Source organism: Streptomyces noursei (assembly GCF_001646665.1).
GTDB classification, from domain to species: Bacteria; Actinomycetota; Actinomycetes; order Streptomycetales; family Streptomycetaceae; genus Streptomyces; species Streptomyces lavendulocolor.
On record NZ_LWBU01000011.1, the window covers coordinates 167610 to 186485 of the forward strand.

Annotated in this window: 23 protein-coding genes; 9 read left to right on the top strand and 14 right to left on the bottom strand. The window is 70.8% G+C overall.

All coding sequences use genetic code 11. From position 1 onward, the window contains the following. Positions 1-25: 25 nt before the first annotated feature. Genes A4V12_RS01510 through A4V12_RS01530 form a run of 5 tightly spaced genes read right to left on the bottom strand, consistent with a single transcriptional unit; the run spans position 26 to position 2519 of the window. Positions 26-343, bottom strand: coding sequence for a hypothetical protein (locus A4V12_RS01510; protein ID WP_064067306.1), 318 nt, complete (start codon positions 341-343; stop codon positions 26-28). A 1-nt stretch (position 344) separates the two neighbouring features. After that, positions 345-692 (bottom strand): RRQRL motif-containing zinc-binding protein, encoded by a 348-nt coding sequence (locus tag A4V12_RS01515; protein ID WP_064067307.1) that lies wholly within the window; start codon positions 690-692, stop codon positions 345-347. Beyond that, the gene (locus A4V12_RS01520; protein WP_064067308.1) at positions 692-1810 is read right to left on the bottom strand and encodes a hypothetical protein; all 1119 of its coding nucleotides are present in this window, start codon (positions 1808-1810) and stop codon (positions 692-694) included. The genes A4V12_RS01515 and A4V12_RS01520 overlap by 1 nt, the downstream gene beginning before the upstream one ends. Continuing rightward, complete coding sequence (locus A4V12_RS01525; RefSeq protein WP_064067309.1) at positions 1807-2253, bottom strand: Pycsar system effector family protein; 447 nt, start codon at positions 2251-2253, stop codon at positions 1807-1809. The genes A4V12_RS01520 and A4V12_RS01525 overlap by 4 nt, the downstream gene beginning before the upstream one ends. Further along, positions 2250-2519, bottom strand: a complete 270-nt coding sequence (locus tag A4V12_RS01530) for a DUF6284 family protein (RefSeq protein ID WP_064067310.1) — start codon at positions 2517-2519, stop codon at positions 2250-2252. Before A4V12_RS01530 ends, A4V12_RS01525 begins: the two co-directional genes overlap by 4 nt. A gap of 653 nt (positions 2520-3172) precedes the next feature. On the opposite strand from A4V12_RS01530, the gene A4V12_RS01535 reads away from it, so the two are divergent. Both A4V12_RS01535 and A4V12_RS01540 read left to right on the top strand, forming a co-directional pair. Further along, on the top strand, positions 3173-3931 hold the full coding sequence (locus tag A4V12_RS01535; protein WP_064067426.1) for a helix-turn-helix domain-containing protein: 759 nt from the start codon (positions 3173-3175) through the stop codon (positions 3929-3931). A gap of 2 nt (positions 3932-3933) precedes the next feature. Beyond that, positions 3934-4407 carry an NUDIX domain-containing protein gene (locus A4V12_RS01540; protein WP_064067311.1) on the top strand — a complete coding sequence of 158 codons (474 nt, stop codon included), beginning with the start codon at positions 3934-3936 and terminating at the stop codon, positions 4405-4407. On the opposite strand, the gene A4V12_RS01545 is transcribed toward A4V12_RS01540, so the two are convergent. Both A4V12_RS01545 and A4V12_RS01550 read right to left on the bottom strand, forming a co-directional pair. Continuing rightward, positions 4395-4961 carry an HD domain-containing protein gene (locus A4V12_RS01545; protein WP_107415285.1) on the bottom strand — a complete coding sequence of 189 codons (567 nt, stop codon included), beginning with the start codon at positions 4959-4961 and terminating at the stop codon, positions 4395-4397. The genes A4V12_RS01540 and A4V12_RS01545 overlap by 13 nt on opposite strands. Before the next feature lies 1 nt (position 4962). Beyond that, on the bottom strand, positions 4963-5424 hold the full coding sequence (locus A4V12_RS01550) for a GntR family transcriptional regulator (RefSeq protein WP_064067312.1): 462 nt from the start codon (positions 5422-5424) through the stop codon (positions 4963-4965). Positions 5425-5615: 191 nt separating this feature from the next. Here A4V12_RS01550 and A4V12_RS34145 point away from each other — a divergent pair, with 191 nt between their 5' ends. Continuing rightward, on the top strand, positions 5616-7376 hold the full coding sequence (locus A4V12_RS34145) for an AAA family ATPase (protein WP_159028805.1): 1761 nt from the start codon (positions 5616-5618) through the stop codon (positions 7374-7376). Positions 7377-7690: 314 nt separating this feature from the next. On the opposite strand, the gene A4V12_RS01555 is transcribed toward A4V12_RS34145, so the two are convergent. Next, positions 7691-8329, bottom strand: coding sequence for a vitamin K epoxide reductase family protein (locus tag A4V12_RS01555; RefSeq protein WP_234372042.1), 639 nt, complete (start codon positions 8327-8329; stop codon positions 7691-7693). Positions 8330-8456: 127 nt separating this feature from the next. Further along, positions 8457-8969 (bottom strand): DUF5949 family protein, encoded by a 513-nt coding sequence (locus A4V12_RS01560; RefSeq protein WP_064067314.1) that lies wholly within the window; start codon positions 8967-8969, stop codon positions 8457-8459. Positions 8970-9145: 176 nt separating this feature from the next. Here A4V12_RS01560 and A4V12_RS01565 point away from each other — a divergent pair, with 176 nt between their 5' ends. Together A4V12_RS01565 and A4V12_RS01570 are read left to right on the top strand one after the other, a co-directional pair. Beyond that, entirely contained in the window at positions 9146-9538 is a 393-nt protein-coding gene (locus A4V12_RS01565) for a tyrosinase family oxidase copper chaperone (RefSeq protein WP_064067315.1), read from the top strand. Next, a complete protein-coding gene (locus A4V12_RS01570; RefSeq protein ID WP_064067316.1) occupies positions 9522-10388 on the top strand; it encodes a tyrosinase family protein in 867 nt (288 codons plus the stop codon). The genes A4V12_RS01565 and A4V12_RS01570 overlap by 17 nt, the downstream gene beginning before the upstream one ends. Positions 10389-10453: 65 nt before the next feature. Here the strand turns inward: A4V12_RS01570 and A4V12_RS01575 are convergent, their stop codons facing one another. The 5 genes from A4V12_RS01575 to A4V12_RS01595 all read right to left on the bottom strand — a co-directional run bounded on the left by A4V12_RS01575 (position 10454) and on the right by A4V12_RS01595 (position 13470). Continuing rightward, positions 10454-10726, bottom strand: a complete 273-nt coding sequence (locus A4V12_RS01575) for a chaplin (protein WP_064067317.1) — start codon at positions 10724-10726, stop codon at positions 10454-10456. A 181-nt stretch (positions 10727-10907) separates the two neighbouring features. Next, positions 10908-11432 (bottom strand): hypothetical protein, encoded by a 525-nt coding sequence (locus tag A4V12_RS01580; protein WP_064067318.1) that lies wholly within the window; start codon positions 11430-11432, stop codon positions 10908-10910. 235 nt (positions 11433-11667) lie between these two features. Next, a complete protein-coding gene (locus A4V12_RS01585) occupies positions 11668-11949 on the bottom strand; it encodes a hypothetical protein (protein WP_064067319.1) in 282 nt (93 codons plus the stop codon). Positions 11950-12231: 282 nt separating this feature from the next. Beyond that, the gene (locus A4V12_RS01590) at positions 12232-12960 is read right to left on the bottom strand and encodes a hypothetical protein (protein ID WP_064067320.1); all 729 of its coding nucleotides are present in this window, start codon (positions 12958-12960) and stop codon (positions 12232-12234) included. A gap of 270 nt (positions 12961-13230) precedes the next feature. Next, a complete protein-coding gene (locus A4V12_RS01595) occupies positions 13231-13470 on the bottom strand; it encodes a chaplin (RefSeq protein ID WP_064067321.1) in 240 nt (79 codons plus the stop codon). A gap of 420 nt (positions 13471-13890) precedes the next feature. Between A4V12_RS01595 and A4V12_RS01600 the strand changes: the two genes are divergently transcribed. The 4 genes from A4V12_RS01600 to A4V12_RS38220 all read left to right on the top strand — a co-directional run. Next, positions 13891-15243 (top strand): glycosyltransferase, encoded by a 1353-nt coding sequence (locus A4V12_RS01600; protein ID WP_079136727.1) that lies wholly within the window; start codon positions 13891-13893, stop codon positions 15241-15243. Next, positions 15240-16646, top strand: a complete 1407-nt coding sequence (locus A4V12_RS01605) for a sugar transferase (protein WP_064067323.1) — start codon at positions 15240-15242, stop codon at positions 16644-16646. Before A4V12_RS01600 ends, A4V12_RS01605 begins: the two co-directional genes overlap by 4 nt. After that, entirely contained in the window at positions 16646-18055 is a 1410-nt protein-coding gene (locus A4V12_RS01610; protein ID WP_079136728.1) for an O-antigen ligase family protein, read from the top strand. Before A4V12_RS01605 ends, A4V12_RS01610 begins: the two co-directional genes overlap by 1 nt. Further along, the coding region (locus tag A4V12_RS38220; RefSeq protein ID WP_350497989.1) for a lipid II flippase MurJ at positions 18048-18876 on the top strand (829 nt) is incomplete at its 3' end. The genes A4V12_RS01610 and A4V12_RS38220, both read left to right, overlap by 8 nt.

Sequence of the window (18876 nt, forward strand, 5' to 3'; positions counted from 1 at the left end):
AGCGCGCGTCATACGGCGCGGGCGGTCACCACCAGCTGGAGGACTTCTTGGCAGCCTTCGCCTTCGCGGCCTCGTTCACGACCCGCTGCCTCTCCGTGGTGAGCGCGGCGATCTCGGCGATCAGCCGCGTCTCGGCCGACGCCCAGGCGGTGTCCAGCTTGCGTTCCGCGCGGGCGGAGCTGCCACCGCGCGCGACGCGGTAGGAGCCGCTGGCCGCACTGGCGAGGATCGCGCGGCGCTCGCGGCCGTCCAGCGGCCACAACTCGCGGTTTTGCACCGCTGCGAGCTTCCGGCTCGCCTCCTGGATGGCGCGGTCCAGGCGGCGGGTGTCGGGCTTACCCATGTCAGACACTCCTCGGACAGTCGGAAGGTGTGGGGAAGGCGCACGGCACACACGTGCCGAGCGAGGGCGGGATGACGTAGCCGGCATCCCGGCGGCACTGCGGGCAGGTGCGGCGCGCGGCATTCGCCTTGGCCAGAGCCGCCCGTTTCGCGTCCGTCATGGGCCTCACCGGCTTGGCCAGGTCGACGCGGTAGAGGTAGGCGACCAGCGGGCCGCGCCGGCGGCGCGGCCGTTCGAGCTGAGCTGCCACGTCCTGGCCGCCGGGCCGAAGACCTTGTGCGCGGAGTTGGCGACGGGTGGCGTAGCCGTCCGGGGCCAGGCGCCACCGGAACACCGGCAGCGCCCCCATCACGCCACCTCAGCCGATGCGGCGCGTTCAGCGAGCAGGGTGTCCCGCAAGATTCGGGCGTTCGCGGGCGAGGTGCGCACCGTGCGGCGGATGCCTTCGGCGGTCACCTTCGCGTCCGGCCAGTCGGCCGTCGCCGCCCGCGCTTCGGCGAGCAGTTCGGCCGGGGTGCGCTTCGGACGGGTCGACTTCGCCACCGCTGGCAGACGGCCGGTGGTGCGGCGCGGCCGGATCGACTCAGCAGCAGCGACCGCCCGCCGCTCGATCGAGGCCACCGGAGCAGCCACGGCCAGCGGGAACGGCTTGAGGGGCGGGGTCGACTTGCCCAGGTCGACCGCGACCGGATCGGGCACCGTCAGCCGGGTCAACGTGACCACCGGGCCCGGGGTCGATTCGGGCAGGTCAGCCGTAGACCGTTTCCTGATGAACTGGGTGGATTCCTCCGCATTCAGTTCCGGACTGGAGTCGAGTGCGGGGGCGAGGGTGGTGCCGCCGAACATCGAGGCCAGCGCGGCGTCCGCACCGGCGGTGACACGCTCGCGCTGAACGTCCAGCAGCCTCGATCCGAGCGCCGCGTCCCCGACCCCGACTTTGCGGGCCAGCCGCCACGATGCCCGGTCCGAGCGCTTGCGCACCCGGTCGCTGGGGTGCTGGGTGGCGCGGGCGCGGTGGTAGGCGAGCGCCTGGACCAGATCGGCGGTGCGGCGCTCGTTCTCCGCGTCCCGGCCGTCGGTGTGCACCACGATCCGCCGGGCCAGGAACGCCATGCCCTCGGCCGAGACGGACATGCCCATCGGGGTCAGGGCGTAGATCACGGTCCGCCCCGGATCGGGGGCGGCCATCGCCCCCATGACGGCGGCGGCGGCCGGCAGCGCCCACAAACCGGCGCGGACGATGCGCGGGGAGGACTGCCCCAGCATGGTCAGACCCAGCAGGACCAGGGCGAGCACAGCCGTGGCGCCCTCACCGGCGGCGAGCGCACCGAGCGCGGTGCCCTTGCCGTAGGCGTGGCCGATGTTGCTGTAGGTGCCGATCCCGCCGAACACGCCCGTGGCCAGCATCGGCACGAACGCCGCCGCCAGGACCCCGACCTGTACGCGGGTGAGCTTCGCGCCGGTCATCGCACACCCCCGGCGGTGAGCAGGGCGGCGAAGAAGAGCAAGCCGCCGGCGGTCAGGGTGAGGTCGACCGCCTGGCGCAGGCAGGAGAACTTGGCAACCGCCAGCCGGGACAGGCCGGCGATGTCGGCGGCCAGGTCCCCCGCGACGGCGGCGGGGATCTCCTCCGGGGTGAGGGTGGCCCACAGGGGGAAGCCGTGCCGGCCGCCCAGGTTCGGGCGGGTCGAGCGCAGCAGCAGACCGGCCGCCGCCACCAGCAGCCCCACCCCGAGCCCGCCGGCGAGGATGGCGGGCCAGTACAGGGGCAGGTCCCGGGCGAGCAACCAGGTACCGCCGAGCACCGCGCCGACGAACACCAGCAGCAGCGCGGCTTTGGTGTCGGTCCGCGCGATCTCCGCCTTCACCTCGGCGTGCGCGGCGATCAGATTGCGGTCGGTGGTACTCACGCGGCACCGCCGGTAAGGCTCGTGCCGGCCGCGCGGTTGACCAGCGCGACCCGGGCGGCCAGCGCGCGGCGGCGGGCCCGGCGGATGCGACGCTCGTCCAGCTCGGTCGGCGTGCGGTCGAGGGTGACGATGTGCGCGTCCAGCAGGTCGACGTCCGCGAGGATCACGGGCATCTCCCGCTCGATCGCGTCCAGCTCCGCGACCGTCGGCTCCATGAAGTCGGCGAACGCGGTAACAGCGTCCTGAACAGTGACGATGTGGTTCATGGGTCGTGGTCTCCCTAGCAGGTGAAACGGCCCGAACAGCACCCCCGGAGTAGCCGCTCCGGGGGTGCACGCCGTTGGAACCAGCAATCCGGCTCCCCTCGGCCCCACCCGTACGGCCAGCGGGCCGGACGGGCGGGGGAGGCAACCGGCCGCAGCAATGCGACTGCAGGGGTCAGGTGACGCGGTGGGCGTGGTCGCCTCGCCGGTCCAGCGGTGGCGGCACCTGAAGTCTTCGTCGGAGCACCGAAGCCTCCTTGGTTTCGAACAACGGGGATGAAGCACTGCAAGGGGGACCTATATCCCCACCCTCCGGCCGTTGCTCGCGGTCACCGGGCCACCTCGCCAGTACGGGCCGAAACCCTGTTCCACCTGGCCTTTAGCGGGATTGCAGCGTCCCCGCCCTCTGCACGTGCGGCATCAGCCGCCATCCAGCCGAGCGGTTCCCGCCCTCGCTGGGATGCAGTACCTGTTTTACAGGTATTGCATGGGTCCTCGTCAAGTACGTCGACGGAATCGCATGGCTTTGCGCCGGAACTTCCTGGCGCACAATCAGCATCGGTGCAGGTGAGGGGAGTTGGTTACCCCATGCGTAGACAGCTCAGGGAGTTCTGGCTACCGTCAAGAAGTCCCTAGACGTCCCATCGGGGGTGCAGATGTCCAACGAACGCCTGCGGTCGGCTCTGTTAGCCCGTGGCATGACCGTCCAGGGATTGGCCGATGAGATCGGAGTCAACCCAAAAACGATTGAGCGCTGGATCACGCAGGGCAAAGTGCCGTACCGGCGGCACCAGTACGCAACGGCCACAGTGCTCAATGTCGACGTCACGACCCTGTGGGACGACAGGCGCGCGGTGGACAGCGCGACAGACCTGACCAAAGCGGAGATCGTCGCTGTCTACCCGCATCGGCACACCGTGCCGCCCGGCCTCTGGCGTGAGCTGTACGCGCGGGCGGGGAGGAACCTTGACGTGCTCGTCTACTCGGGGCTCTTCCTGTCCGAGGACCCTTCGTTTCTGGATCTTCTGAAGAAGAAGGCTGAGGCGACCACGCAGGTACGCGTCCTGCTGGGGGACCCCGACTGCGAAGCGGTCCGGCAGCGTGGCATGGACGAGGGCCATCGAATCATGGACGGGAAGATCCGGAACGCGTTGGTGAACTATCGGCCTCTCTTCAAAAGCTGTCCGGAGATCCGCTTCCGTCTGCACGCAACTACGCTCTACAACTCCATCTACCGGTCCGATGACGAGATGCTCGTCAACCCCCATGTCTACGGCATCGGTGCCTACATGGCGCCGGTCTTCCACCTACGGCGGATGCCGGGCGGCGGTCTATTCGACACCTACGCGAATAGCATCGAACAGACCTGGGGAGGCGCACGCCAGATCACGGACCGCGACGTCACGGGAGCATGAACATGGGACGCATCGACTACTTGCACGACCCTGACGCTCCGCCGGCCAACTCGGTCGTCCCGTCTGTCGTGGCCTTCGTACAGAACGATGCGGGTCAGGTGCTGGTGATCCAGCGGTCCGACAATGGGCGCTGGGCGTTGCCCGGTGGAGGTCACGACGCAGGCGAGTCGATCAGTGACACCGTGGTGCGCGAAGTCTGGGAAGAAACCGGCATCAAGGCTGAAGTCGTCAGCATGTCGGGGATCTACACCGACCCGGGTCACGTGATGCAGTACGACGACGGAGAGGTTCGCCAGCAGTTCAGCATCTGCTTTCGCGCGCGCCCCGTCGGGGGTGAGCTGCGTACGAGCAACGAGACGACACAAGTCCGCTGGGCTGACCCAGCGGACTTGTCGAAGTTGGACATCCACCCCACCATGCGGCTCCGGATCGAGCACGCCATGGATCGCGCGCGGACAACCCCCTACATCGGTTGACGCTTGGCGGTAGCGACCCGTTCCAGCACGCGCGAGGTGCTCGCGAGGATCTCCGGCTCTGCCCGGCGGATGAACGTGCCGATCAGGCTGTCCGGCCCGTACCTTCCGGCGATCTCGTTGACTCGGTCGATCGGGTTCGTGGGCGTACCGTCCGGCGTCGTGTTCATGTCGCAATAGCAGAGCGCGTCGTTCAGGTGCGGGCTGTCACGGGGGAACTTGGATTCCAGTTCCTCTCGGAGCCCTCTCGCCTCTGCCTCCATCCACGCACACGAGTGGTGGGCTACCAGGTTCACGACCCGTTCGTCAGCGCGAGCCACGTCCCGGAGGTAGCGGGCGCCGTCCAGCGGGTGGAAGCCCGTCTTGGCAAGACCTGGCGAGTACCCGATGTCATGAAGGACGGCCGCCGCTTCCAGCAGCTCGGCATCCTCTCCGAGGATGCGCGCGATACTGCGCGCCCGCTCAGCGACCCCCAAGCAGTGCTTCCAGCGGCGTGGCAAGGGCTCGGCAAGCAGGGACTCCGCCAAGGGGTAGGCCCACTCCGTCAGCTCCGACAAGCTACGAACGCTCCTCTCGAATCGGCACAGCACGGACCGTCCGCGCCTTGCCCTGCCCCCCGCTCGCCAGCACGCCGGCGGCCTCCAACTTGTCCAGAGCCTTGGTCACGGTGGGACGAGAGATACCGAACCGCGCTGCCAGAACGGAAGCGCTGGGAAAGGCTGCCCCTACTTCGAGACCTTCCTCCGTGACGATGTCTGCGATTCGATCGACCAGCGGGCGTCGATCGGCTTGGTTCCCTGCTCGTATCACGCGCCATCGTCCGCCAGGCACTGGCTCGGCGATGCCATCCCGTTGGAGAACACTGAACGCCCGGAGCGCCACCCCACGCGAGATCTTGTAGTCGCGCATGAGGTCAGCAGCAGATGGAAGCTCCACCATGTCCGGGTCCGCCTCGATACGGGTCCTCACCGCATCCGCAACCTTCAGGAAGGTCCCCCGTGGGCTAACTTGCTGCGGCACTCGCTCCTCCTGCTCTACCGACCGTCGTGCCGCCCCAGCTTCCCACGCCATGGCCTACACCGGGAGGACCGTTCATCACCTCCGCCCTGAACGGACCGCCAACTCGGTCATCTGAAAGTTTCGATCTCGCTCCCATGAGGAACTGGACGGATATATCGTTGCTTGGAGCGTTGAAACTGAGAGGGGTCCTGATGGAATCAACCGAATCGGCGGGGAATGCTGAAACTTTCTCAATTCGCGTTTCGTCTGTAAAGCTTCTAAGTGGTGACGTGATCACCCTTCCTCGGGCGGGCGTAACTGCCATCGTGGGGCCTAATAATGCGGGCAAGTCGACACTTATTCGAGAAATGTCGACCCACATCAGATTTGGTCCTGTCAACGCACCCCTACACGGCACCTCCTTTATTGTAGAAAACGCTCCACTGGAATGGTCAGGAAGTGAGGAGGATGCCAAGGCTAGAATTTTGCAGCACGCGAAAGTGGTCAATATCGGCGGGCAGAATAACTTCGTTCGCCCTGGTGCCCAAGTGCCCATTGATGCGATTAGCTGGCGCCTTTCGTTCGATGCGATTGAACATGGGTTGCAGGAGATGTGGGATCTCCTGGTGTTCTATGGAGACGCATGGCAAAGAATTCACAGCGCGGCTTCGGTGGAGATGCGTAATGTTTTCGACGACCCTGCCGTGTCTCCTCTTCATGTCCTCCAGGACCGCTCTGACCTCTTTGCGGAACTGTGCAATCTCTCCATGGAGGTGTTTGGTCAACCTCTCACGCTTGACCGCCTTAGCAAAAATATTAATCTACGAGTCGGTGAAACGGGTATCCCTTCACCAAGGGTGGATGAAATTAGCGCGGAGTACCGAACCGCTCTGTCGTCGCTGCCTACGTTGATGGAGCAAGGGGATGGCATGAAAAGCCTCATCGGGCTTCTCGTCTCCTTGGTGACATCTGTCTATCCAATCGTTTTCATTGATGAGCCTGAAGCGTTTCTTCACCCGCCACAAGCCATGGCCTTGGGTAGAATCCTCGGTGAACAGGCTAGGGTAAAGAATACGCAGATTGTCCTGGCGACTCACGATCGCAATATTCTCTCTGGTTTGCTGCAATCGGAGGCGGATGTGTCGATTGTCCGCCTTGAAAGAGCGGCTGGCGATAGAACGCGAGCGCGTCAACTTAACGTTGAGGAGCTAAGGAGTATTTGGAACGATCCGGTTCTGCGGTACTCGAACGTTCTAGATGGGCTCTTCCACAAGGCTGTCGTCCTCGCTGAAGCTGAGCGGGACTGTACTTTTTATTCGTCCGCCCTGGAAGAGTATGCACCAAGGGGTGGGCTCCCTATTCTTCCCGGTGATGTATTGTTCGTGCCTAGTGGTGGTAAGGATGGGTTCCCTCGGCTCGCGAAGGTGTTGCGTTCGGTCAGCGTTCCTGTGGTCGCCAGCCCGGACCTAGACGTCTTGAACGACAGAGGTAAGATGCGAGTTCTCGTTCAGGCTATGGGGGGAGAGTGGTCGCATCTCCAATCCGACTACGACAAGGCGACCGCAGAGTTCAGGCAACCTCGCGAGGCCACCCATGTAGCTGACGTTCTTGCAGCATTGAACGGCGTTTTTTCTTCTAGGGGAGAAGATTACTTTACGGCGGACGTTCGGCGAGAGTTCATGGCGCAGTTGAGAGGCAAGGGAAATCCATGGTCCGCATTGAAAGACTACGGAGAGTTGGCCTTTCGCGGCGATCCAGTGGCGGCTCAGTCTCTTCTCCAAAAGCTTGATTCGATGGGGATCGTCGCGGTGAGGGTGGGCGAGCTGGAGCGGTTCGCGCCGAATCTGGGAGTAGCTAAAGGAGCTGGATGGTTGCCTGCTGCTGTCGCAGCCGGATGCCATAGGGAAGACGCGGTCCGGAAGCACGTCGCCGCCCTTGTGAAGGCTGCCGCTATCGTAGACGCCGCCACCTAGGGGGAATGGGGGCACCGCGATGGCGCCGAAGCAAGGTCTCAAATGTGGTCTCAATGGCCGCCGATTCCGAGATTGTCCGCTGTCGTCCACAGGAATCCAGCAACCCTTCTGACCAGGTAAGCAGCGGTGATTGCGAACGTCCCTGAACAACCCCGGACCAAGACCGGACAACTCGTAATGCGTAGGTCTCGGGTTCGAATCCCGAAGGCGGCTCAGACGAAGGCCCAGGTCACGCAGGTGCGACCTGGGTCTTCTGGTGTCACGGGGCCCCGGGCCCGCACCGGACGGTGCGGGTGGGGCCGCCGGTCGGCGGATCAGCCGGTCCAGAAGTCCCACCAGCGGGTCAGGATCAGCATCCCGATGCTCCCGGTGTGCAGGACGGGCGGCACCCAGGTGAACTCGTCCAGGAAGCCGCGGACCGCGCGCGGGGCCGGGAGCAGGCCGGTGCGCACGTTGTGCGAGGTGACGTACCAGAACATGACGAGCGTCGCGAGCCAGGCCGAACAGCACCAGAGGCACAGCGCGTTGATCTCGTACAGCGACTGCTGCATCAGCCAGGTGCAGAAGCCGACGCCGAAGAGGGTGCCGGCGTTGAGTCCGAGCCAGAACCGGCGGCGGAAGCGCGCACCGGCGAGGAGGGCGGCGCCGACGGCGACGACCATGCCGTACGTCACCAGGCCCAGCATCGGGTTGGGGAAGCCGAAGACCGAGGCCTGGTCGCTCTTCATGATGCTGCCGCAGGAGACGACCGGGTTCAGGCTGCACCCCGGCGTGAAGTTCGGGTCCTCCAGCAGCTTGAACTTGTCCAGCGTGATCACCCACGCCGCCAGCAGCCCCACCGCACCGGTGATCACCAGCATCCAGCCGAACGCCCGGCCGGCGCCCACCGCCGTCGGGGGCTGTTCCGCCTGCTCGCTCCGGGCGAGGGGTGCCTCGTCCTTCACACGCGTCATCGTCATGCGGCGACGCTACACGCGGAATCCTTTCATCGCGGTTTTCCCCGTTTTCTTCCACCGGAACGAGGGAAAGCCCCGGCGACGGGTCAACCCTTCCCGCGCCGGGGCCCCTTCCGTCCGGATGTCAGGTACGCACCCTGCGCACCGGCAGCAGGCAGTGCGCGCTCTGCGCCACCATCTCCTCGTCGGCCAGGAACGCCCGCAGCCGCTCCTCGCCGACCGGCTTCCCGTGCACGGCCTCCGGCCAGGGGCGCAGCGCGCAGATCAGGTAGGCCTTGCCGCTTTCGTGGGCGGCCTTCTCCCACTCCGGCGGCACCGGGCACTGCACCTTCATGAACGGCATGTTGAGCACCGCCTGCTCGGCCTCCACCAGCAGCGTGATCGGGATCCGGGTCTCCCGGGCGAGGTCCGCGACCCGGTCGCCGATCGTCAGACCGATCTTCTCCAGCTCCCCGCGGAACGCCTCCGCCCCGGCCTCGGGCCCGTCGCGGCCGTCGCCGAGGGAGTACACCATCAGGAACGGCGTCACGGGCGCGTCGGCCTCGGACTCCGGTTCGTTGGCCCAGGGGATGACGGTGAGGGTGCCCAGGAGCGATTCCTGCCGGCCCGGCGTCGTGGCGGTGGTGGAAGAGGTCATGGGGCCGGATGCTAGTGCCGCCCCTTGGGCCCTTCGTGAGCGTTTCCACCCGTTCGGCCCATATGACGGGGCGATGATTCACCTGGCCGGGTAATGGACGCGGTGACACCCTCCGGAACGGTTCACGATCAGGGTCGTTGGTCCGGGGGAGCCACGACGAGCAGGGAGCCCGATCGATGAGCGTCGCACAGCCGTTGTCCCGACTCCTCCCGCGCCGGCGCACCGTCCTGCGGTCGCTCTTCGCGCTGACCGTCACCGCCTTCACCGGCGGGGCGCTCGCCCACGTCGCCACCACGCGGGCCGACGGGGCGGGGCGGGCGGCCGCGGGCGGGTTCGACGAGATGTACCGGGGGCGGCACATCCAGGGGCGGCCGGTGGCCGGCGCGGGGTTCGACGTGCGCGTCGACGGCCGGCCCCTGCACCTGATGCGGTGCGCCGGCGGCGGCTACCTGACGCCCGTCGACCACTACTCGTCGTACCCGACCCCCCTCGCGGCCGCCCGCGGCGCCGTGGACGAGCTGGGTTCCGCCCGACTGGCACTGGGAGCGCACCATGGTGTACGTCCGTAAGAACCAGCGCGACCTGACCGCCGCCGAGCGCAGGAAGTTCGTCGGCGCGGTCCTGGAGCTGAAGAGGAGCGGGCGGTACGACGACTTCGTCCGCACGCACGTCCGGTACTACAGCGCGGACGGCGACGACGACCTGCGGGTGGCGCACATGGCGCCGTCGTTCCTGCCCTGGCACCGCCAGTACCTGCTGGAGTTCGAGCGGGCCCTCAGGAGCGTCGACCCCACGGTGACCGTCCCCTACTGGGACTGGACCCGCGACAACACCCCGGCGGCGTCCCTGTGGGGCGAGGACTTCATGGGCGGCAACGGCCGGCGCGGCGACCGCCAGGTGACCACCGGGCCGTTCGCGTACGAAAGGGGCGACTGGCCGATCACGGTCGGCGTGACCGAGAGCCCGTTCCTCACCCGCAACTTCGGCAACCCCGCCAACCCGATCGAGCTGCCCACCGCGCGGGAACTGGCCCGGGCGACCGCCGAGACGGTCTACGACTCCGCCCCCTGGGACTCCACCAGCCGCACCGGCTTCCGCAACGCGCTGGAGGGCTGGACGCGGGAGGCGGGCAACGGCCGGTGGCGCAACCACAACCGGGTCCACCGGTGGGTGGGCGGACTGATGCTCGGCGGCGCGTCGGTCAACGACCCGGTCTTCTGGCTCCACCACTCCTTCATCGACCTCGTCTGGTCGCGCTGGCAGCGCAAGAACCCCGAGGCCCGCTACCTGCCCGCCTCCCCGCCCCCGCCCGGTTCGGCCCAGTACCGGCGGGTCGTCGCGCGGCACGAGCCGATGCCGCCGTTCCGGGCCACCCCGGACGACGTCGCCGACCACCGCCACCTCTACCGCTACGCCTGAGGGGTCCGCGGACGCGGAACGGCCCCCCGGCCGGTGGGCCGGGGGGCCGTACGCGCTACGGACGGTCAGTTGCCGTAGCCGCCGTGCTTCTTGTGGTCGTCGACGTTGGCGCACTGGTTGCCGAACGCCGGGTTCAGCAGACCGATGATGTCGATGGTGTTGCCGCACAGGTTGATCGGGATGTGGATCGGGACCTGGACCGCGTTGCCGGAGATGACACCGGGGGACTCGACGGCTGCGGCGTCGGACCGCGCGTCGGCGACGGCCATGCCGGTTCCGCTCAGGGCGACAGCGCCCGTGCCGACGATGACGGCGGCAGCCTTCGCGATGCGAGACATCAAAATCTCCTTGTACGTGGAAATCCGACCGCGGACCTGCGGTCGTCACTCCCCTACAACGCCACTCGTCAGGCCGGGTAACGGCCGCGCCACCCCAACAACCGGTCGTGGCACGGCATTCGCTCTTTTGGCCCCGGGGATTGCGCGGAACGGGTGACCGGCCGGCGGGAAGGGCGGCGGATCAGTCTTTCGGCCCGTCGAGGCCGAGCGTGGAGTCCAGGCCTCCGGTCACGCTGGGCGACAGGAGACCGGCCTGCGGCAGCTCGGCGCCGGGCATGCCGAGCGTCTCGGCGCGCGGCGGCGTGACCGGCAGGCCGAGGATCGCGCCCGGGGTCGTCGCCCGGAGCTCCGAGGCGGGGGCCGCCACCAGGGCCCGGCCCGTCGGGTCCTCGCCGACGGCGTCCGGCAGCGGGGCGCTGACCAGCGTCTCCGGGACGCCCGACGTGACCGGGAGCTGCGGCAGGAGGACGGGCTGGAACCTGCCCTCACCGTGTCCGGTGAGCCCCATGGGCGCCCCCGGGAGCGGGATGGGCACGCCGGTACGCAGGGTCGGGGTCTCGGTGGGGAGTACGGTGCCGAGGCCGTGCAGCGGCACGTCGACCGGCGCGACCGGTACGGTGGTCGCTGCGGCGGCGGGCGACGCCATCGCCGCGGATGCGAGGCACGTGACGAGAATCCCCATGCCGGCCTGAGATTTCAGGTTCATTTGCTGCGTACGCCTTCCCGGGCTGTGAGTACGGTGCTGCCCAAAAGAACGAGCACGCGCCGAAAAACGCGTCAGGATTCCCCTGGTTGCAGCAATGGCGACGGCGGTGTTGACGGGCGGGTCCGGAAATGCCGAAAGGCCGACGGAAACGTGGTCGTTTCCCGTCGGCCCCGGCAGCGTCGTCCACGCGGCCGCACTCCTTCCGCGTGTGTCGCCGGGCGTGTGCCCCGGCGTACTACTTGCCCAGCGCGGGCAGTCCGCCGAGGAGCGGCTGGGCGGTGTCCTTGGCGCCGTCCAGGCCGCCGGTGGCGCCCTGCACCTTGTCGACGGCCTTGCCGTCGGTGACCTTGCCCACCGCGTCGGTCGGGACGGCCTCGGTCAGACCGCGCTTGCCCAGCGCTTCGACTCCTCCGTTGAGGCTGGACGGGGTGAGGCTGTCGACGGCGAAGGCCGGGGCGGCCACGCCCAGAGCCATCATGGAACCGGCGACGACCGCAGCAACCTTGGTGGGCTTCATGGGGATGAGTCCTTCCTGGAACGGCGTCTGTTCGCTACAACTCGGCCGCCGCACAAGCCACTTGATGCGTCCTGGGCGGGGCTCTGTCCTCTGTAACGAGCCCTCCGCCCGGGGGAAACTCCATCGGTCCGGAATTCTGGCCACTGCACTCGAACGATACGGAGCGGTCCTATTCTCGGATGAACGTGCGAGTGGCCGTGCGGGCAACGGCCGGCGGCCGTGTCCGCCCGGCGGGACCGGGGCGGCACGGCCGCGGGGGGTGGGAGCGTACGGCCGCCGGGTTCAGCGGGCGGCGACCGGCATCTGCGGGGTCGAGGTGGCGGGCAGGGTGGTGGCGGGCAGGGTGCTGACGCCCGTCGCCGGGGTGTCCGTCATCTTGGCGACGTCCTTCATGATGGCGTCCATCAGGGTCTGGGTGGCCGCCTGGACCTGGGACGCCGAGGTGGTGGCCTGACCCTTCGCCGCGGCGGCGACCAGGTCGTCGATGGCCTTGTCCATGGCGGCGAGGGCCTTGTCCACGTCCGTGTCGGTGGCGTCGGCGGCGGGCTCGGCGGCCGGGTCGGTGACGTCCGGGGCGTCCGTGCCGCCCGCGGGCTCTACGGGGGCCTCGTCGGTGGCCGCCCAGGAGTCGGCGCCGCCCGTGGTGCCGGACGTGCCCGTGGTGGGGACGGTGGTGGCGGCGGTGCCGGTGGTGCCGGTGTTCGTCTTGGTGTTCGCCTCGGCCATCGCCTTGCGCAGGGCCTCGATGGCGGCCGTCAGCTCCTTCATCTCCTGGTTCGTCCCGGCGGAGGGGAGCGACTGCGTGCTGCTCGTGCCGGAGGCGGTGGCGAGGACGGAGTCGACCACGCCTCCGATCGAGCCGAGGATGTCGCTGATGTCCTCCGGTGCCTCGGCCCGCTGGGCGGGGGCGAGGGGGGCGGAGTGGGCGGCGAGTGCGGGTCCCGCCGTACCGAGCGTGAGCGCGGCGCAGAGTGCGGTGACCGCCACACGGCGGGGTGTCAGGAGACGCATGCCTTGTCCTTCCAGTGACGCGTCGGAATGTGACATCACCGTCGGTCCGCCCATTGCGCCCCGCAAACGCGTGCGCGGCAAGCGCGCGTGGGCCCGATGGGTGAACCGGGCCGTCTGACCTGCCGGAAAAGGCCCCGGGCGGGCCGTCGCCGGGAAATGGCGCGGCGCCGCCGATGGGGTGGCCGGCCCCCTCCCGCACACGACGAAGTGCGCCGTTCCCGGAGGAACGGCGCACTTCTCGTCGCGTCGGGCCGCCCGAGCGGGCGGACGTCAGTCGTTGACGCAGACGTTGCCGAAGGTCGGGTTGAGCAGACCGATGATGTCGATCGTGTTGCCGCACAGGTTGACCGGGATGTGGATCGGCACCTGGACCACGTTGCCGGAGATGACGCCGGGGGACTTCACGGCCGCGGCGTCCGCGTCGGCGTCGGCGTGCGCGACGCCGGTGGCGCCGACGACCGAGGCGGCGACGGCGGAGGTCAGGACGGCTGCCTTCGCGATACGGGACATGGTGGGGAACTCCTAGGTCGGTGAGGCTCTGCGGCCGACGTGGTCGGCTACACCAACAACGCCGCAGCATTTCGGCGGTTGCGCGACCGAACGGGTGACGCGCGCCCCCGCGGCTCGCCCGCGACACGCCGCACCGTCAACGCGGCACCCCGGCAGGGAAGTTGCTCCATGGGTGTTTCGCGTGCTTCTGGTCCGGTTTGTTGAGTTATAACGTACATCTCGCTGGACGCGGTCCTCACTCGTCGAAGCGGAGAACCGGGATGGGGAATGCAGAGGTTCTTTCAGTGTGGGAACGCCCGAATCACGTGCGCCGCTGACATTCGCCCGCGCGCCGGAAAGCGCCGGGACCGACGACCTTGCCGACTCCGCCGAACCCTCCTGCCGCCCGCTTCGTGGAAAGCTTCGTAGAAAGGGTCACGCGTGCGTTCCCCACTCACCGCATTGCATGTTGTCCAGCCGGGTGACGGCGGGGTGGCCCGCGTGGTCACCGACGTGATCGGAGCGCAACTGGACCTGGGCATGCGGGTCGCCGTCGCCTGCCCGCCCGGTACGCCGCTGGCGGTGGCGGCCGGCGCGCGGGGCGCCGAGGTGCACCCGTGGCGGGCCGGCCGCGAGCCGGGCCCGCGCCTGGTCGCGGAGAGCCGCCGGGTCGCCGCGCTGGTCGACCTCGTACGCCCCGACCTGGTGCACGCGCACAGCGCGAAGGCCGGACTGGCCGCCCGGATCGCGGTGCGCGGCCGGATCCCCACCGTCTACCAGCCGCACGCCTGGTCGTTCGAGGCGGTCGACGGGGTGACCGGCGCGCTCGCCAGGCGCTGGGAGCGCTGGGCGGCCCGCTGGACCGACCGGGTCATCTGCGTGAGCGAGGCGGAGCGGCGCCGCGGCGAGCACGCCGGGGTGCGGGCGCCCTGGTCCGTCATCCACAACGGCGTGGACGCCCGCCGGTTCACCGCCGGACCGGGCAGGGCAGCCGCCCGCGCCGCGCTCGGCCTCCCGCCCACCGCGCCCCTCGTGGTGTGCGTGGGGCGGCTGTGCCGCCAGAAGGGGCAGGACGTGCTGCTGGACGCATGGCCCGCCGTCCTCGCCCGCGTACCGGACGCCCGGCTCGTCCTGGTCGGCGACGGCCCGGAGGCCGAGGCACTGCGCACGGCCGCCGCCGGACTGTGCGTCCCGGCCGCCGGGTTCGCACCGGGCACCGGGCTCGCACCGGGCACCGGGCCCGGCCCGCGCGCGGCGGCCGGCCCGCGCACGGAACCCGGCCCCGGCCCCCAACCCGGCCCCGAGCCCGGCCCCCGCACGGCCGCCGCAGCGGGTACGGCCACCGCGTCCCGTACCGCCGCCGCCCCGTGCGGCGCGGCGGACCGGACGGTCACGTTCGCGGGCGCCGTCACCGACACGGCGCCCTGGTACCGGGCCGCCGACCTGGTCGTCCAGCCGTCCCGCTGGGAGGGGATGGCCCTCGCGCCGCTGGAGGCGATGGCGGGCGGACGCCCCGTCCTCCTCACCGACGTGGACGGCGCCCGCGAGAGCCTGCCACCCGGCCAGGAGGCGCACTGCCTGGTCCGGCCGGACGACCCGGCCGCCCTGGCGGACGCCCTCACCGCCCTCCTGCGGCGCCCGGTGCTCCGCGAGGCCCTGGGGCGCCGGGCCCAGCAGTACGTACTGCGCCGCTTCGACGTGCGGCGCGCCAACGCCGCCCTCGCGGACGTGTACCGCGAGGTGACCGCCGCACCGCGCCACCGCCACGAACTCGGGGAGCCGATCTCCCAGTGACCACGGAAAGCACCAGCCCGGCCACCCCCACCGTCGTCCCGCCCCGAGGGGCGGTGGACCGGGCGGCCCCGCCGCCGCGCCGCCCGGAGCCCGCACCGCCCTTCGTCTCGTCCCTGGTCGCCGCCGACTGCGCCGCCGTCCTGCTCGCCGCGCTGCTGCTCGACCCCCAGCAGCGCGGCGCCGCCCTGCTGATGCAGCTCACCGCGTGCCTGGCCGCGCTCAACGCGTACGCCGGCCTCTACCGGCCCGGTGCCGTGGCCTCCGTACTCGACGAACTGCCCGCCCTCGCGGGGCGCGCGGCGATCGCGTGGTGCGCGGCCGCCGCGCTGCTGGCCGCGCAGTCGCCCCGGCACGCCGTCGGCCCGGTCGCCCTGGCCGCCGTGTACGCCGTCCACCTCGCGTTCGTGTGCGGGTGCCGTGCCGTCCTGCACCACCGGCGGCGCGCCGCCGCCCGCGCCCATCCGCGCTCCGCGCTCGTCGTCGGCTCCGCACCCGACGCCCAGCGCCTCGCCGGCACGCTCGCCGGACACCCCGAGTACGGCATCCGGCCCGTCGGCGTCGTCGCCACCCAGCGGCCGGACGGCCCGGCCGAATCGTCCCTGCCGGTGCTGGTCACCCCCGAGGAGATCCACCGGGCCGTGATCCAGAACAGCGTCCGCGACGCGGTGTTCACCGGCGCCGCCCGGCCCGACCTCGTCGCCCTGCTGCGCCACCACGGCTGCGCCGGCTGGCTGGTGGGGGAGGTCGACGACGGCACGCGCCCCACCCCGATGAGCCAGCACCTGTGGGGCCATGCCTGCCGGCGCCTGGACCCGCCGCCCGCCCACCGGAGCCCGCTGTCCAAGCGGGTCCTGGACGTCACGGTCGCCGGGCTGATGCTCGCCGCGCTCTCCCCGGTCCTGCTGCTGTGCGGGGCCGCGATCCGGCTCTCGGACGGACCGGGCGTGATCTTCCGTCAGGAACGCGTCGGACAGGACGGCCGGCTGTTCACGCTGCTGAAGTTCCGCACCCTGCGCGCCGACGACGAGGAGGCGGCCACCCGGTGGAGCGTCGCCCACGACGAGCGGATGAGCACCGTGGGGACGTTCCTGCGCCGGTCGTCGCTCGACGAGCTGCCGCAGCTGTGGAACGTGCTGCGCGGCGACATGAGCCTGGTCGGCCCCCGCCCGGAACGCCCGTACTTCGTCGCCGAGTTCAGCCGCGTCCACCCCCGTTACGCGGCGCGGCACCGGATGCCGGTCGGGCTGACCGGGCTGGCGCAGGTCCACGGGCTGCGCGGCGACACCTCCATCGAGGACCGCTGCCGCTTCGACAACCACTACATCGACCACTGGTCGCTCTGGCAGGACGTGTGCATCCTGCTGCGCACGGCGGTCTCGCTGCTCCGGCCGGCGGGCAGCTGATGCCCGTTCCGCCCCGGGCGCACCTGGTGCCCCTGCTCGCCGTCGTCGCGCTGCTCGCCGTACCGCCGCCGCACGGGTCCTCGGGCACCGGCACGGTGGCGGACGCCGCCTCCGCCGTCCTGGTGGTGTGCTGCGCCGTACGGGTGGTGCGGGACCGGGTGCGGCCGCTGTCGCGGACGGCGGCCGTGGTGCTGGGCCTGCCCGTGCTCGGCATCTGCACGGCGGCCGTCGCGTCCCACGACCCGGCGGCGAGCCTGCCGGGGGTCGCGCGCTACCTCCAGGTCTTCGTCCTCGTACCGGCGGCCGTGGTGCTGACGGTGCGCGACCGGCGGGACTTCGCCGTGGTGGCCTGGGCGGTGATCGGGCTGGCGCTCGCGCAGGGCGCGGTGGGCGTGGCGCAGTACCTGACCGGCACGGGCGCCTCCTACATGGGGGAGGACGTCCGGGCGGTGGGGACGTTCGGGCCGACGGACGTGATGGGCATGGCGACGGTCGTCGCGTACGGGATCGTCGCCGCCACCGGGATCGCGCTCGGCACCCCGGGGCGCCGCTCCCGGACGTGGGCGCTGGTCTGCGGCGGGCTGCTGGCCGTGCCGCTGGTGGTCTCGTTCAGCCGGGGCGCCTGGATCGCGACGGCGGGGGCGTGCGCGCTGCTGCTGGCGCTGTGCGGGGTGCGCCGGGCGGTGCGGGTGGGGCTCGCGGCGGGCGCGCTCGGCGTCGTGCTGGTGGCCGGACTCGGCATCGGCTCGCAGCTGGTGCAGGAGCGGGTGGCCAGCATCTCGCAGGTCACCGCCGCGCCCGACCGGTCGGTCACCGACCGGTACACCATGTGGGCGGCGGCCGCCGGGATGTGGCGCGCCGAGCCCCTCACCGGCGTCGGGCTCAAGGGCTTCCCCCACTACCGGGACAGCCACGCCTCGCTGGCCCTGTCGTCGGGCAGCGACACCGCGGGCGCCGGCCGGGGCTTCCAGCGGCAGCCCCTGCTGTCGCCGCACAACATGTACCTGCTGGTGCTGGGCGAGCAGGGCCTGCTCGGCCTGCTGACGGTCGCGGGCAGCTGGCTCGCCCTGCTGGGATGCGCCCTGCGACGCCTGGCGGACACCCGCCGCGCCGACACCCGCCGGGCGGGGACGCTCCCGGCCTGCGGGCTGGTCGCGGTGGGCCTGCTGGTGTGGCAGCTCGTCGACTTCGCGTACGCGGACATCGGCGGCCCCGCGACGGTCCTCACCGCCCTGGTGCTGGGCATGGCCGCCTGGTGGTCCTTCGCCCCGCACCGGCCGGCCGGCGGTCCCGCCACCGGCACGGGCACCACCGGCACCGGCACGGACACCGGCACCCCCGCCGGCCCGGTGCCGCCCCGCCGCGGCGCGCCCGCCCCGCCCGCCACCGCGGGGGCCCGGCATGGCTGACGCGCCACGGCCGCCGGTGGCGGTGGCCGCGCGGCCCGCGCCCGACGCGGACCGCCCGTCGCCCGGTGCGCCGTCCGGCCGCCTCCTCGCCCGGGCGGCCGCGCTCACGGCCGCGCTGACCGCGCTGGGCGCCCTGCTCGGGCTGTTCCGCGACCAGTTGCTCGCCCGCACGTTCGGCGCGGGGACCGGCACGGACGCCTTCCTCGTCGCCTGGACCGTCCCGGAGTTCGCCGCCACCCTGCTGATCGAGGACGGCATGGCCCTGGTCCTCGTGCCAGCGTTCGCCGCCGCCCTCGCGCGCCGGGGCGCCGCCCCGCCGGCCGCCGGCCCCGACCCGGTGCACGCGCTCGTCAGGGCGACCCTCCCCAAGGCGGCCCTCGGGACGGCCGCGGCGGCCGGACTGCTGGTGCTCGCCGCGCCCCTCGTCGTCCCGCTGCTCGCCCCGGGGCTGCCGGACCGGCAACTGGCCGTCGACTGCACCCGGCTGACCGCGACCTGCCTGTTCTCCTTCGCGCTCGCCGGGTACTGCAGCGCGGCGCTCCGGGCCCACGGCCGGTACCTCGCGCCGGCCGCGATCTACGTCGCGTACAACACCGGCATCATCACGGCCGTCGTCGTCCTCGACCCCGCTGACCACGGCGTCCGCGCGGCGGCCGCCGGGGTGGCGGCGGGCGGCGCCCTGATGGTCCTCGTCCAGGCCCCCGTCCTCTGGCGCCAACTGCGCACCCCGCCCGGCCCGCCGGCCTCCCCGGCCCCGTCCGCCCCTCAAACACCGCCCGTCACCCCGGCCGCGGCGCCCGCCGCCCCTCCCGGAGCCCTCG

Excerpts from the sequence above, each read along its gene's own strand:
- A4V12_RS01510 (WP_064067306.1), bottom strand. The coding sequence starts at position 343 with ATGGGTAAGCCCGACACCCGCCGCCTGGACCGCGCCATCCAGGAGGCG.
- A4V12_RS01515 (WP_064067307.1), bottom strand. The coding sequence starts at position 692 with ATGGGGGCGCTGCCGGTGTTCCGGTGGCGCCTGGCCCCGGACGGCTAC.
- A4V12_RS01520 (WP_064067308.1), bottom strand. The coding sequence starts at position 1,810 with ATGACCGGCGCGAAGCTCACCCGCGTACAGGTCGGGGTCCTGGCGGCG.
- A4V12_RS01530 (WP_064067310.1), bottom strand. The coding sequence starts at position 2,519 with ATGAACCACATCGTCACTGTTCAGGACGCTGTTACCGCGTTCGCCGAC.
- A4V12_RS01535 (WP_064067426.1), top strand. The coding sequence starts at position 3,173 with ATGTCCAACGAACGCCTGCGGTCGGCTCTGTTAGCCCGTGGCATGACC.
- A4V12_RS01540 (WP_064067311.1), top strand. The coding sequence starts at position 3,934 with ATGGGACGCATCGACTACTTGCACGACCCTGACGCTCCGCCGGCCAAC.
- A4V12_RS34145 (WP_159028805.1), top strand. The coding sequence starts at position 5,616 with ATGGAATCAACCGAATCGGCGGGGAATGCTGAAACTTTCTCAATTCGC.
- A4V12_RS01555 (WP_234372042.1), bottom strand. The coding sequence starts at position 8,329 with ATGACGCGTGTGAAGGACGAGGCACCCCTCGCCCGGAGCGAGCAGGCG.
- A4V12_RS01560 (WP_064067314.1), bottom strand. The coding sequence starts at position 8,969 with ATGACCTCTTCCACCACCGCCACGACGCCGGGCCGGCAGGAATCGCTC.
- A4V12_RS01565 (WP_064067315.1), top strand. The coding sequence starts at position 9,146 with ATGAGCGTCGCACAGCCGTTGTCCCGACTCCTCCCGCGCCGGCGCACC.
- A4V12_RS01570 (WP_064067316.1), top strand. The coding sequence starts at position 9,522 with ATGGTGTACGTCCGTAAGAACCAGCGCGACCTGACCGCCGCCGAGCGC.
- A4V12_RS01575 (WP_064067317.1), bottom strand. The coding sequence starts at position 10,726 with ATGTCTCGCATCGCGAAGGCTGCCGCCGTCATCGTCGGCACGGGCGCT.
- A4V12_RS01580 (WP_064067318.1), bottom strand. The coding sequence starts at position 11,432 with ATGAACCTGAAATCTCAGGCCGGCATGGGGATTCTCGTCACGTGCCTC.
- A4V12_RS01585 (WP_064067319.1), bottom strand. The coding sequence starts at position 11,949 with ATGAAGCCCACCAAGGTTGCTGCGGTCGTCGCCGGTTCCATGATGGCT.
- A4V12_RS01590 (WP_064067320.1), bottom strand. The coding sequence starts at position 12,960 with ATGCGTCTCCTGACACCCCGCCGTGTGGCGGTCACCGCACTCTGCGCC.
- A4V12_RS01595 (WP_064067321.1), bottom strand. The coding sequence starts at position 13,470 with ATGTCCCGTATCGCGAAGGCAGCCGTCCTGACCTCCGCCGTCGCCGCC.
- A4V12_RS01610 (WP_079136728.1), top strand. The coding sequence starts at position 16,646 with ATGCCCGTTCCGCCCCGGGCGCACCTGGTGCCCCTGCTCGCCGTCGTC.